The sequence below is a fragment of the Streptomyces hamibioticus genome (assembly GCF_047946815.1).
Lineage (GTDB): Bacteria > Actinomycetota > Actinomycetes > Streptomycetales > Streptomycetaceae > Streptomyces.
The window spans coordinates 6,571,004-6,583,378 of the sequence record NZ_JBKKQY010000001.1; the positions used below are offsets into that span (position 1 = coordinate 6,571,004).

The 12,375-nt window shown below is 74.2% G+C and carries 13 protein-coding genes; 7 read left to right on the top strand and 6 right to left on the bottom strand.

Annotation, left to right across the window (positions count from 1 at the left end):
• Positions 1 to 9: 9 nt before the first annotated feature.
• The 4 genes from ACLGIH_RS29955 to ACLGIH_RS29970 form a co-directional block, all read right to left on the bottom strand.
• A complete protein-coding gene (locus ACLGIH_RS29955; RefSeq protein WP_416528402.1) occupies positions 10 to 1,395 on the bottom strand; it encodes an NADP-dependent succinic semialdehyde dehydrogenase in 1,386 nt (461 codons plus the stop codon).
• A 77-nt stretch (positions 1,396 to 1,472) separates the two neighbouring features.
• Positions 1,473 to 1,934 carry an NUDIX hydrolase gene (locus ACLGIH_RS29960; RefSeq protein ID WP_416528403.1) on the bottom strand — a complete coding sequence of 154 codons (462 nt, stop codon included), beginning with the start codon at positions 1,932 to 1,934 and terminating at the stop codon, positions 1,473 to 1,475.
• Positions 1,931 to 3,469 (bottom strand): ATP-dependent DNA ligase, encoded by a 1,539-nt coding sequence (locus ACLGIH_RS29965; protein ID WP_416528404.1) that lies wholly within the window; start codon positions 3,467 to 3,469, stop codon positions 1,931 to 1,933. Before ACLGIH_RS29965 ends, ACLGIH_RS29960 begins: the two co-directional genes overlap by 4 nt.
• 170 nt (positions 3,470 to 3,639) lie before the next feature.
• Positions 3,640 to 4,632: an NAD(P)/FAD-dependent oxidoreductase gene (locus tag ACLGIH_RS29970; RefSeq protein WP_416528405.1), complete on the bottom strand. Its 993-nt coding sequence runs from the start codon at positions 4,630 to 4,632 to the stop codon at positions 3,640 to 3,642.
• 77 nt (positions 4,633 to 4,709) lie between these two features.
• Between ACLGIH_RS29970 and ACLGIH_RS29975 the strand changes: the two genes are divergently transcribed.
• The 6 genes from ACLGIH_RS29975 to ACLGIH_RS30000 all read left to right on the top strand — a co-directional run bounded on the left by ACLGIH_RS29975 (position 4,710) and on the right by ACLGIH_RS30000 (position 10,061).
• On the top strand, positions 4,710 to 5,285 hold the full coding sequence (locus ACLGIH_RS29975; protein ID WP_416528406.1) for a helix-turn-helix domain-containing protein: 576 nt from the start codon (positions 4,710 to 4,712) through the stop codon (positions 5,283 to 5,285).
• Positions 5,286 to 5,379: 94 nt separating this feature from the next.
• Positions 5,380 to 6,351, top strand: a complete 972-nt coding sequence (locus tag ACLGIH_RS29980; protein ID WP_416528407.1) for an NADPH:quinone oxidoreductase family protein — start codon at positions 5,380 to 5,382, stop codon at positions 6,349 to 6,351.
• Complete coding sequence (locus tag ACLGIH_RS29985) at positions 6,348 to 7,547, top strand: acyl-CoA dehydrogenase family protein (protein WP_416528408.1); 1,200 nt, start codon at positions 6,348 to 6,350, stop codon at positions 7,545 to 7,547. Before ACLGIH_RS29980 ends, ACLGIH_RS29985 begins: the two co-directional genes overlap by 4 nt.
• Positions 7,544 to 8,629 (top strand): acyl-CoA dehydrogenase family protein, encoded by a 1,086-nt coding sequence (locus ACLGIH_RS29990; RefSeq protein WP_416528409.1) that lies wholly within the window; start codon positions 7,544 to 7,546, stop codon positions 8,627 to 8,629. Before ACLGIH_RS29985 ends, ACLGIH_RS29990 begins: the two co-directional genes overlap by 4 nt.
• 248 nt (positions 8,630 to 8,877) lie before the next feature.
• The gene (locus tag ACLGIH_RS29995; RefSeq protein WP_416528410.1) at positions 8,878 to 9,741 is read left to right on the top strand and encodes a phosphatidylinositol-specific phospholipase C/glycerophosphodiester phosphodiesterase family protein; all 864 of its coding nucleotides are present in this window, start codon (positions 8,878 to 8,880) and stop codon (positions 9,739 to 9,741) included.
• 125 nt (positions 9,742 to 9,866) lie between these two features.
• Positions 9,867 to 10,061, top strand: a complete 195-nt coding sequence (locus ACLGIH_RS30000) for a hypothetical protein (RefSeq protein WP_416528411.1) — start codon at positions 9,867 to 9,869, stop codon at positions 10,059 to 10,061.
• 20 nt (positions 10,062 to 10,081) lie between these two features.
• Here the strand turns inward: ACLGIH_RS30000 and ACLGIH_RS30005 are convergent, their stop codons facing one another.
• Both ACLGIH_RS30005 and ACLGIH_RS30010 read right to left on the bottom strand, forming a co-directional pair.
• Positions 10,082 to 11,302: a phosphodiester glycosidase family protein gene (locus tag ACLGIH_RS30005; protein ID WP_416528412.1), complete on the bottom strand. Its 1,221-nt coding sequence runs from the start codon at positions 11,300 to 11,302 to the stop codon at positions 10,082 to 10,084.
• Between the two features lie 73 nt (positions 11,303 to 11,375).
• Positions 11,376 to 11,744: a DUF779 domain-containing protein gene (locus ACLGIH_RS30010; RefSeq protein WP_416528413.1), complete on the bottom strand. Its 369-nt coding sequence runs from the start codon at positions 11,742 to 11,744 to the stop codon at positions 11,376 to 11,378.
• A gap of 106 nt (positions 11,745 to 11,850) precedes the next feature.
• On the opposite strand from ACLGIH_RS30010, the gene ACLGIH_RS30015 reads away from it, so the two are divergent.
• Positions 11,851 to 12,324 (top strand): MarR family winged helix-turn-helix transcriptional regulator, encoded by a 474-nt coding sequence (locus ACLGIH_RS30015; protein WP_416528414.1) that lies wholly within the window; start codon positions 11,851 to 11,853, stop codon positions 12,322 to 12,324.
• Positions 12,325 to 12,375 lie beyond the last annotated feature (51 nt).

A 12,375-nucleotide genomic window follows, 5' to 3' on the forward strand; every position in this document is an offset into this window, starting at 1 on the left:
CCGGAACGCTCACGCTCCGTGCCATACCGTGGTGATGTTGCAGAACTCGCGGATTCCGTGTCCGGACAGCTCACGCCCGTAGCCCGACCGCTTGACCCCGCCGAAGGGGAACGCCGGGTGGGAGGCCGTCATCCCGTTGACGTACACGCCGCCCGCCTCCAGGTCGCGCACGAAGCGGTCGACGTCGGACTCGTCCCGCGTCCAGACGTTGGAACTGAGCCCGAAGTCCGTGTCATTGGCGATCAGCACGGCCTCGTCCAGGTCGGCCGCCCGGTAGAGCGTGGCGACCGGTCCGAAGGCCTCCTCACGATGGATGCGCATCCCCCGGGTGATGCCGGCCAGCACGGTCGGCGGGTAGTACCAGCCCGGCCCGTCCGGGCGCTGCCCGCCGCACAGCACGGTCGCACCGCCGCGCACGGCGTCGTCGACCAGCTCGGCCAGGTCGGTCAGGCCCTGCTCGCTGGAGAGCGGGCCGACCTCGGTGTCCTCCTCCATCGGGTCGCCGACCTTCAGCGCCTTCATGCCCGCGGTGAAGCGCTCGGCGAAGGCGTCGTGCACGTCCGTGTGCACGATGAAGCGCTTGGCGGCGATGCACGACTGACCGGTGTTCTGCGCCCGCGCGTTCACCGCGACCTCGGCGGCCCGGTCCAGGTCGGCCGAGGGCATGACGACGAACGGGTCGCTGCCGCCCAGCTCCAGCACCGTCTTCTTGATCATCTCCCCGGCGGTGGAGGCCACCGCGCGGCCGGCGGGCTCGCTGCCGGTGAGGGTGGCCGCCCGGACCCGCTCGTCGCGCAGCACGTCGTCCACCGCGGCGGAGCCGATCAGCAGCGTCTGGAAACAGCCCTCGGGGAAGCCGGCCCGGTGGAAGAGGTCCTCCAGGTACAGGGCGGTCTGCGGCACGTTCGAGGCGTGCTTGAGCAGACCCACGTTGCCGGCCATCAGCGCGGGCGCCGCGAAGCGCACCACCTGCCACAGCGGGAAGTTCCACGGCATCACTGCGAGCACCGGACCCAGCGGCCGGTAGCGCACCAGCACCCGGGAGGCGCCGGAGTCCTTCACATCGGCCTCGGCGGGCTCCTCGTCGGCGAGCAGTCCGGCGGCGTGGTCGGCGTACCAGCGCATCGCCTTGGCGCACTTGGCCGCCTCCGCGCGGGCCTGCTTGACCGGCTTGCCCATCTCCGTGGTGATGACCCGGCCGATCTCCTGCTGGTCCTGCTCCAGCAGCTCGGCGGCCCGGTGCAGCATCCGGGCACGTTCCTCGAACGTGGTCGTCCGGTACGTGCGGAAGGTGGCCTCGGCGAGCTGGAGCCGGCGCTCGACCTCCTCCTCGCCCATGGCCTCGTACGTCCTGACCGTCTCGCCGTTCGCCGGATTGACCGTCGCGATGGGCATGGCTGACCTCCCTGGCAGCGGGCTGTGCTCCGACCCTCGCGCGCGGCGGCGGGCACCGCAACGCGGGAGGGTTCGTCTCACGCCGAGTGCTCCGCCAGCCGGTCGAGAAACGCGGACTGGGCCGTGACGATCACCTCCCGGGCCCGGTCCAGCGGAAGCCACGCCACCCGGTCCAGCTCCGGGAACTCCCGCGTCCGACCCGAGCGCGGCGGCCACTCCATCAGGAAGGTGCCGGGGTCGACGGCCGCCGGGTCGAGGTCGGCCTCCACCGCCCAGACCGTGACCAGCTTGCCGCCGGACTGGCGCACCTCGCCGAGCGGCACCGCTCCGTCCCCGGCGGGCGGCGGCACCCCCAGCTCCTCCCGGAACTCGCGCCGGGCCGCGTCCCAGGCCGGCTCACCGGGCTCGTACTCGCCTTTCGGGACCGTCCACGCCCCCTTGTCGCGGCGGGCGAAGAACGGGCCGCCCATGTGACCGAGCAGCACCTCAAGACCCCGGTCGGTGCGCCGGTAGAGCAGCAGGCCCGCGCTGCGTCTCACGGTGCCGCCTCCGGGTGCGCGGCCAGCAGCGTCTCCACCGTGTCCGCGTCCTCGGGCCGCTTGTCCTCGCGGTAGCGGACCACGCGGGCGAAGCGCAGGGTGACGCCGGCCGGGTAGCGGGTGGAGCGCTGGAGGCCGTCGTAGGCGATCTCGACGACCAGTTCGGGGCGGACGGTCACCCCCCAGCCGTGTTCCTGGAGGGCCAGCTCGCGCAGCCGCTCCGTCTGCCAGGCCAGCATCCGGTCGGTCATGCCCTTGAACGTCTTGCCGAGCATGGCGAAGGAACCGTCGGCGGTGCGGGCGCCCAGGTGGAGGTTGGAGAGCTTGCCGGTGCGGCGGCCGTGCCCCCACTCGGCGGCCAGGACGACCAGGTCGAGGGTGTGGACGGGCTTCACCTTCAGCCAGGACGCGCCCCGCCGGCCGGCGCTGTAGGCGGCGTCGGTGCCCTTGACGACGACGCCCTCGTGGCCCCGCTTCAGCGTCTCGGCGAGGAAGTCCTCGGCCGCCGGGACGTCCTCGACCCCGGACACGACCGTACGGCGCACCCGCATCGGCTCCGGGACCAGCCGGGCCAGCTCCGTATGCCGCTCGGTCAGCGGCAGGTCGAGCAGGTCGCGGCCGTCCACGGAGAGCACGTCGAAGAAGACGGGGGAGACCGGCACCGCCTTCGCCGCGGTGGCGACGTCGACGCGGGAGCCGACCCGCCCGGCGGTCTCCTGGAACGACCGGGGGCGCCCGCCCGGGTCGAGGGAGATCACCTCGCCGTCCAGCACGAACCGCTCGCCGGGCAGCTCCCGCACGGCCGCGGTCACCTCGGGCAGCCGGTCGGTGATGTCGTCCAGGGTGCGCGTGTACAGCCGCACGGTGCCGCCGTCGCGGTGGGCCTGGACCCGGATGCCGTCCAGCTTCTCCTCCACCGCCGCGGTACCGAGTTTCTCCACCGCCTCGGCCACCGAGGACGCGCTGTGCGCGAGCATCGGCAGCACCGGGCGGCCCACGGTGAGCCGGAACCGCTCCAGCGCGGGCGGCCCGTCGGCGAGCAGCGCCTCGGCCACCGCCTGGAGCGAGCCCGCCAGCATCACCGCCCTGCGCACGTCCGCCGCCGGCGCGCCGGTCGCCTGCGCGAGTCCCTCGACGGCGACCGCGTCCAGCGCCCCCTGGCGCACCTCGCCGGTGAGCAGCCCGAACAGGAACCGCTGCTCGTCCCCGGTGGCCGCGCCCAGCAGCTCCCCGACCAGCCGGGAGCGCTCGGCCTGCGAGCCGGTGCCGGACACCCCGGCCAGCTCGGTCAGCCGGGCGTCCACCTCGCGCACCGTGAGCGTCGGCTCGCCGGCCGGTGCGACGGGGCGGCTCAGCACCTTCCAGCCGATGCCGATCCGCCCCTGCGGCAGCCGGCCCGCGAGGTAGGGGATGACGATCGGCACGTCCTCCGCCTCGGCCTCCCGGAACAGCTGGGCGAGCAGGGCGGTCTTCCGGGAGCGCGCCGAGGCGGCGGCGACCTCCCGGGACACCTGGGCGAGCCGGGCGAGCAGCATGCAGCCATGGTGCACCGGTACGGGCGGTCCCACACCTGGCCGGTGCCGGTGCCGGGGGCGGGCGGTTCTGTGTCCGGTCGGTGGCCGTACCGGGTGGCCCCGCACCCGGCGTGTGCCGCGGCCGGGCGGGCGGCTCGGTACCGGGCCAGGTGCCGCGCCCGGCCGGTGCCTCACCCCGTCGGCCGGTCCGGCAGGGCCGCGTCCAGGTCCGACATGATCAGATCCCCGACGATCGCGGAGGCCGCGCGGTAGCCGCCGCTCGCCGCGTGCACGACCTGCTCGGCGAAGCCGATCGCGTTGCCCGCCGCCCAGACGCCGGGCACGCTGGTCAGACCGGTCGGGTCGACCACCGGGTAGGCCCCGACCGGGCTGTCCTTCAGCTCGGCGCCCAGCCGTTCCAGCAGCCCGGTCTGCGGCACCGCACGCGGCGCCACGAACACCACCGACCGCCCGTGCACCGAGCCGTCCTCCAGCCGGACGCCGGTGACCCGGTCCTCCTCGACGACCACCTCGGCCACCTCGCCGGGCACCACCTTCACGCCGGCCGCGGCCAGCCGGCGCAGGTCCTGGTCGGACAGCTCCGCCTCGTCGACCGTGTGCAGGAACAGGGTCACGTCCTTGGACCAGCCGGACACCATCAGTGCCTGGTGCACGCTCAGCGGACTGGTCGCGAGCACCCCGAAGGCCTCGTCGCGCACCTCCCAGCCGTGGCAGAACGGGCAGTGCAGGACGTCCCGGCCGAACCGGTCGGCGACGCCGGGCACCCGGGGCAGCTCGTCCTTGAGCCCGGTGGTGACGATCAGGCGCCGGGCGCGCACGGTCCGCCCGCCGGCCAGCTCCACGGCGAAGTCCTCGCCCCTGACGACGTCCACCGCGCGGTCGCGGACGAGTTCGACGCCGTACCCGGCGATCTCCTGACGGCCCACGGCCAGGAACTCCGCGGGCGACATGCCGTCCCGGGTCAGGTAGCCCTGCATGTGCGACGAGGGCGCGTTGCGCGGCTCGCCCGCGTCGACGACCAGGGTGCGCAGCCGCGCCCGGCCCAGGACCAGCGCGGCGGACAGCCCGGCCGCACCGCCGCCGACGACGATCACGTCGTACCCGCCGGTGCTCTCGGTGCTCTCCGTGCTCTCGGTCTGGGTCTTCTCGGTCTGCTCGGTCATGGTGACCACCTCCACCGAAAAGGTCGCTCGGGCATCACGGGATTGACAAACAAGTTTGCCGGTTCTGCAATAAGCGCATGACGACGGACGACGTTCTCGCGGGCGTGGGCCCGCGGCTGCGGCAGATCAGGAAGGAGCGCGAGGTCACCCTCGCGGCCCTCTCCGAGTCGACCGGTATCTCGGTGAGCACCCTCTCGCGCCTGGAGTCCGGGCTGCGCAAGCCGAGCCTCGAACTGCTGCTGCCCATCGCCCAGGCCCACCAGGTGCCGCTGGACGAGCTGGTCGGGGCGCCTCCGGTGGGCGACCCCCGGGTGCGCGCCAAGCCGATCACGCGGCAAGGCCGCACCTACTGGCCGCTCACCCGGCAGCCCGGCGGACTCCAGGCGTTCAAGGTAGTGGTTCCGCGGAGCACGGAGGAGCCCGAGCCGCGCACCCACGAGGGCTACGAGTGGCTCTACGTCCTGTCCGGCAGGCTGCGGGTGGTGCTGGGCGAGCACGACGTGGTCCTCACGGCCGGGGAGGCCGCCGAGTTCGACACGCGGGTGCCGCACTGGTTCGGGTCGACGGGGGAGGGGCCGGTGGAGTTCCTCAGCCTGTTCGGCCCGCAGGGCGAGCGGATGCACGTCCGGGCGCGGCCCGCCGCCCGCTCGTGACGCACCCGACCGCGGGAGGCTGTTCCCTTCCCGGCAAGCGACCGCTTAGTATGCGGTGGACCCGGTCGGACGACGCAGTCGGTGGAGGCCCCGCATGCAGGCATGGCAGGTGCACGAGAACGGCGAGCCGGGCGAGGTGATGCGCCTCGCGGACGTGGCGCCGCCGGCGCCCGGTGACGGCCAGGTCCTGCTGAAGGTCCGCGCCGCCAACATCAACTTCCCCGACGCACTGCTGTGCCGGGGCCACTACCAGGTCCGGCCGCCGCTGCCGTTCACGCCGGGCGTGGAGATCTGCGGCGAGACCGAGGACGGCCGGCGGGTCATCGCCAACCCGGCACTGCCGCACGGCGGCTTCGCCGAGTACGCCCTCGCCGACGCCCGCGCGCTGCTGCCCGCGCCCGAAACCCTGGACGACGCCGAGGCCGCCGCCCTGCACATCGGCTACCAGACCGGCTGGTTCGGCCTGCACCGCCGGGCCCGGCTGGAGTCCGGCGAGACCCTGCTCGTCCACGCCGCCGCCGGAGGGGTCGGCAGCGCGGCCGTGCAGCTCGGCAAGGCCGCGGGCGCCACCGTCATCGGGGTCGTCGGCGGCACCGACAAGGCCGCCGTCGCCCGGGAGCTGGGCTGCGACGTGGTCGTCGACCGCAAGAGCGAGGACGTCGTCGCCGCCGTGAAGGAGGCCACCGGCGGACGCGGCGCCGACGTGATCTACGACCCGGTGGGCGGCGCCGCCTACGCCCAGTCCGCCAAGGTCGTCGCCTTCGAGGGCCGGATCGTGGTCGTCGGCTTCGCCAGCGGCACCATCCCCAGCCCTGCGCTCAACCACGCCCTGGTGAAGAACTACGCGATCCTCGGCCTGCACTGGGGCCTGTACAACACCAAGAACCCCGCGCTGGTGCAGCAGTGCCACGAACAGCTCACCGAACTGGCCGCCCAGGGGGCGATCAGGCCGCTGGTCAGCGAGCGCGTGCCGCTGGAGCAGGCGTCGGCCGCCGTGCAGCGCGTCGCCGACGGCGTCACCACCGGCCGGGTCGCCGTCGTCCTGGAGAAGGGAGCCGCCGCATGACCGACACCCGCCGTGCGACCGACGCGGACGAACTGCGCCGGCGCACACAGGAGTTGCTGGCCGCGCACCCGCCGGCCACCACCGGCCGCCTGGACTTCCTGAGGGCCCGCTTCGACGCGGGGCTGGCCTGGGTCCACTTCCCCGAGGGCCTCGGCGGGCTCGGCGCACCCCGCTCCCTCCAGCCCGTCGTGGACGCCGAACTGGCCGCCGCCGGCGCCCCCGACAACGATCCGCGGCGCATCGGCATCGGCCTCGGCATGGCCGCGCCGACGATCCTCCAGTACGGCACCGAGGAGCAGAAGCGCCGCCTCCTGCGCCCGCTGTGGACGGGGGAGGAGGTGTGGTGCCAGCTGTTCAGCGAACCCGGCGCCGGCTCCGACCTCGCCGCGCTCGGCACCCGCGCCGTGCGCGAGGGCGACACCTGGGTGGTCGACGGGCAGAAGGTCTGGACGTCCAGCGCGCACCTCGCCCGCTGGGCCATCCTCATCGCCCGCACCGACCCGGACGTGCCCAAGCACCGCGGCATCACCTACTTCGTCTGCGACATGACCGACCCGGGCGTCGAGGTCAGGCCGCTGCGCCAGATCACCGGCGAGGCCGAGTTCAACGAGGTCTTCCTCACCGGCGTCCGCATCCCCGACTCCCGGCGGCTCGGCGAGGTCGGCGACGGCTGGCGGGTCGCCCAGACCACGCTGAACAACGAGCGCGTCGCCATCGGCGGCGCCCGGCTGCCCCGCGAGGGCGGCATGATCGGACCGGTCTCGAAGACCTGGCGGGAGCGCCCCGAGCTGCGCACCCACGACCTGCACCAGCGGCTGCTGAAGCTGTGGGTCGAGGCCGAGGTCGCCCGGCTCACCGGCGAGCGGCTGCGCCAGCAGCTGGTGGCCGGCCATCCCGGCCCCGAGGGCGCCGGCATGAAGCTGGCGTTCGCCCGGCTCAACCAGGAGATCAGCGGCCTGGAGGTGGAACTCCGCGGCGCTCAGGGCCTGCTGTACGACGACTGGACCATGCGCCGCCCCGAGCTGGTGGACTTCACCGGCCGCGACGCCGGCTACCGCTACCTGCGCTCCAAGGGCAACAGCATCGAGGGCGGGACCAGCGAGGTCCTGCTGAACATCGTCGCCGAGCGCGTCCTCGGGCTGCCCTCCGAGCCGCGCACCGACAAGGACGTCGCCTGGAAGGACCTCGCCCGATGAGTGGACAGCCGGATCTCCTGTACACCGAGGAGGAAGAGGCGCTGCGCGCCGCCGTGCGGGACCTGCTCACCGACCACTGCGACGCCGCGGGCGTGATCGCGCGCATCGAGTCGGACACCCCGCACGACCTCTCCCTGTGGAAGAACCTGACCGACGGGATGGGCCTGGCCGGCCTCCTGGTCCCCGAGGACCGGGGCGGCCAGGGCGCCACCCACCGCGAGGCCGCCGTCGTGCTGGAGGAACTGGGCCGGGCCGTGGCACCCGTGCCCTATCTCGGCAGCGCCGTCGTCGCCACCGAGGCGCTGCTGGCCTGTGACGCGGCCGGCGACCTGCTCGCCGAGCTGGCGTCCGGCCGGCGCATCGGCGTCCTCGCCGTCGGCCTGCACACCGCGCCGACCGCGGACTTCGCCACCGTACGGCTCCAGGACGGCGCACTGCACGGCAAGCTGACCGGCATCGCCGACGCGGCCGTCGCCGACGTGCTGCTGGTGCCGGCGGACGACGGCGGGCTGTACGCCGTGCGGGCCGACGCCGCCGCGGTCACCCCGCAGACCTCCCTGGACCTCACCCGGCCGCTGGCCGAGGTCGTCCTCGACGGGGCGCCGGGGGACCGGCTCGGCGACGCCGAGCCCGCCGTACGACGGGCCCTGCGGGCCGGTGCCGGACTCCTCGCCTCCGAACAGCTCGGCCTGGCCGAGTGGTCGTTGACCGAGACCGTGCGCTACCTGAAGGAGCGCAAGCAGTTCAACCGCCCCGTCGGCGGCTTCCAGGCGCTCAAGCACCGGCTCGCCCAGCTGTGGCTGGAGGTCGTCCACCTCCGCGCCGCCGCCCGCAACGCCGCCGACGCGCTCGCCACCGGGCAGGACGCCGACGTGGCCGTCGCGGTCGCCCAGGCCTACGCGGCTCCCGTCGCCGTCCGCGCCGCCGAGGAGGCGCTGCAACTGCACGGCGGCATCGGCATGACCTGGGAACACCCCGTCCACCTGTACCTGAAGCGGGCCAAGGCCGACTCCATCGCCCACGGCACGGCGGGCGCCCACCGCTCGACGCTGGCCGGACTGGTCGACCTGCAAGCACCCTGACGCGAACACCCCGAACGCTTCGGACGGCCCGAACACCCCTGACGCAACGTGCGAAGAGCCCGCCCGGGCCCGGGCGGGCTCTTCGCGTGTGCGCCGCCACCGACGTGAACGAACGGCGGCGCTCCGGCCAACTCCCTCCACAGCTCTGCTTCTTGGCCCCACACGGGCCGCATACTCTCCCCAGTCCCGGACTTCGCCCGACCGAGCGGGACCCATCGGTCCCGCAAGGCCCACCAGGGAGGCAGAGCATGGCCCTCACCACCCGTCGCAGAGCCCTCACCACCCTCGGCGCCGCCCTCGCGGCCTCCGTCGCCCTGCCCGCCGGCACCGCGCTGGCCGGCGAACGGGCCCACCGCCCGCGCCCGTTGTGGCGCGCCCACGCCCACAACGACTACGAGCACCCCCGCCCCCTCCTCGACGCCCTCGACCACCGCTTCGGCAGCGTCGAGGCCGACATCTTCCTCGTCGGCGACCAGCTCCTCGTCGCCCACGACCCGGCGGACCTCGACCCCTCCCGCACCCTGGAGTCGCTCTACCTCGCCCCGCTCGCCGCCCGCGTCCGCGCCCATCACGGCTCCGTCCACCGCGGCCACCGCCGCCCCCTGCAACTCCTCGTCGACATCAAGACCGAGGGTGCGTCGACCTACCTGGAGCTGGACCGTCATCTGCGCCGCTACCGGTCCCTGTTCACGACCTACGCCCACGGCCGGGTCCTCCCGGGCCCCGTCACCGCCGTCGTCTCCGGCGACCGGGCGGCCCGCGCACCCATGGAGGCGCAGCGGGTGCGACGGGCGTTCTACGACGGCCGGCTCTCGGACCTCGGCAGCTCCGCCCCGGCCTCCTTCATGCCGCTGATCAGCGACAACTGGAACCTGAACTTCACCTGGCGGGGCACAGGCTCCTTCCCGGACGCCGAACGCCGCAAGCTGCACGGCATCGTCGGCGCCGCGCACGCCCGCGGACAGCGGGTCCGCTTCTGGGCCACGCCCGACCTGCCCGGCCCCGCCCGCGAGGCGGTCTGGAGCGAGCTGCTCGCCGCCGGTGCCGACCACCTCAACACCGACGATCTCGCCGGGCTGGAGGCGTTCCTCGACGCCCGCCGCGCCGGGTAGCGCCGGCGCCGGGACACCACACGTTCGGAGGACAGGTCAGCCGCCCGGACGAACCCTCCGCTACGCCACACTTACGGCCGAACGCCGCGAACCGGACGTGGCGGCGTGGCGGAGGAGGTTGACGCATGGCCATTTCCATCTCTGTGGTGCTGTTGCTGGCGATCCTGGCGGTGATCTTCCTGCGCAACGGCGGGCTGAAGTTCTCCCACGCGCTGGTGTGCATGCTGCTCGGTTTCTACCTGGCCAGCACGAGCATCGCCCCGACCATCCAGAGCGGCCTCACGGCGACGGCGGACATCGTCGGCAGCCTCAGCCCCTGACCGGGTCGCCGCCGCGCGGTTCACGGTGCCGTGAAGACGCCGATGCCGTTCGGGACGGCGCGCTCGGCACCGGCGCTGGGATGGTTGCGCACCGACACGCCGGACGCGCCCGGCTCCCGGGCGACCAGTGTCGAGGACCCGCCGCCGTCCAGGCTGAACGCGTCCACCGAGCCCACCGACCGCATGACGTCGGCGACTTCGGCGACGGTCAGTCCGGTGCGGTAGCCGGGCGAGCCGTCGACGGCCAGCAGCAGCACCCGTTGCCCGCCGTCCGCGACGCCGACCGCGGTGCGTACCGCCGACGCGCGCGCGTCCAGGCCCGGCAGCGGCCGTCCGCCGGTGAGCACGGGATAGCCGCCGAGTGCGAAGCGGTACGGCACCTGCGACTCCGGGGCCGTCAGCCGGTGGGTCACCCGCACGGCCTCCCCGGCAGAGACCTTGCGCAGCTGCCGGGCGCCCTCCTCCCGGCCGACCAGCACGGTCGTGTCCGGCGCGATCGGCCCGGCGCCGGGGGTGTCGGAGACGGACACCACCCGCCCGGCGCGGACCGTCACCTCGTAGGTGTCGGTGCTGCACGGTGCGGCCCGGTCGGTGTCCGTGCCGCAGGTGGCGCGCACCCGCGAGGCCTCGCCCCAGTCGCTGGTGAACGCCCCGACGGAGCCCACCGGCAGCGCGTACTGGTTGAAACCGCCGAGCGGCAGCCGCGCCTCCTCGGTGTCGACCGCGCCGTCGAGGGAGAGCCGCCCCAGCCGGGCCCGCCCGTCGGTGCCGACGCCGACCACGTCCTCGGTGGTCGTACCGGGCGGCAGGGCCGGGCCGAAGCGCTGGCCGTCCGGCACCGCCGCCTTGAGTGCCCGGCCGTCCGCGATCGCCGGGCCCACGCTCGCGCCGGTCGCCGCCACGCCCGGGTGCTGCGTCTCCGTGATGTTGAAGAAGTCGCCGTTGACGCCCGCGACGGCGCCCTGCGCGTCGGCCAGGCGCGAGACCGGGGCCCGCGCGGCCACCGCCCCCGGGTACAGCAGCCCGAGCCGGACGTGCGGGTCGCGCAGATCGACGCGGAGCAGGTGCGCGTGCGTGACCCCGCCCGCCGCCCGGATGTCGAACTCCTCGTACGTCACGCCCGGCGCGATCCGGACGGCCTTCTGCACGGCGCCGGCCGGTGCCGCCCCCGTGAGGGCGGCACCGGCCAGCGCGCCGAGTGCCGTGATGAGCGCCAGCGCCGATCTGTAACGGGTTGTCACCGAACCCCCTGATGCCTGGTCAACTGCCGCGGGACAGGGGCAGTGCACCAGACGGGGACGGCCGCGGAGGGGGTTACGCGCCGACGAGACGAGAACGGACGAGGAAGCGCACCCCCTCGGGCGCCTCCAGCGAGAAGCCGTTGCCCCGGCCCTCGACGACGTCCACGATGAGGCGGGTGTGGCTCCACACCTCGTACTGGCTCCGTGACATCCAGAAGGTCACCGGCTCCGCCACGCCCTCGACGTCCAGCTCCGCGAGCGGGACGTCCGCCCCGCCGGTGCGGAACTCGCCGGCCGGGCAGCACATGGGGGAGCTGCCGTCGCAGCAGCCGCCGGACTGGTGGAACATCAGCGGGCCGTGCTCCGCGCGCAGCCGGCGCAGCAGACCGGCCGCCGCGGGGGTCAGCTCGACGCGGGGCGTCTCCTCGTAGGTGTCCTCCATGCCGTACAGGCCACCACGGGGAAGGTTGCGACGGGGTTGCACGGGCGCGCACCCGGACCGCTTAGCTCTTTTGACATACCTATAGCGCCATATGTATTGTGTCCGGGTGACCGAATCCAGCCGCCCCCGCAGGGACGACGACCGCATGGCCTCCGGGCTCGCGGCCTGCATCCCCGCGCTCTACCGGGCGCTGGACCGGCAGGTCGCCGCCGAGTACCCGCACCCCAAGCCGCCCGAGGGTCAGCTCGCCCTGCTGCGGTTCGTCGCCCAGCGCGAGGGTGCCACCGTGCGCGAGGCCGCCGAGGTGCTGCTGATGAAGCCGAACAACGTCAGCACCCTGGTCTCCCAGCTCACCGAGCGGGGGGACCTGGAGCGCAGGCAGGACAGCGCCGACAAGCGCATCGCCCACCTCCACCTCACCGACCGGTCCCGCCGGCGGCTGGCCGAGGTGCGGGAACTGGAGACGGCGTTCCTCCGCCACGCCCTGGCGTCCCTCACCGAGGGCGAGAAGGACGCGCTCGGCTCCGCCCTGGGCGCCCTCCAGGCACTGGCCCAGCGGCTCCACCGCACCGCCCGCTGACCGCGCGGCCTCGCACCGTCCGCTGACCGGGCGGCCTCCTCGCACCGCCCG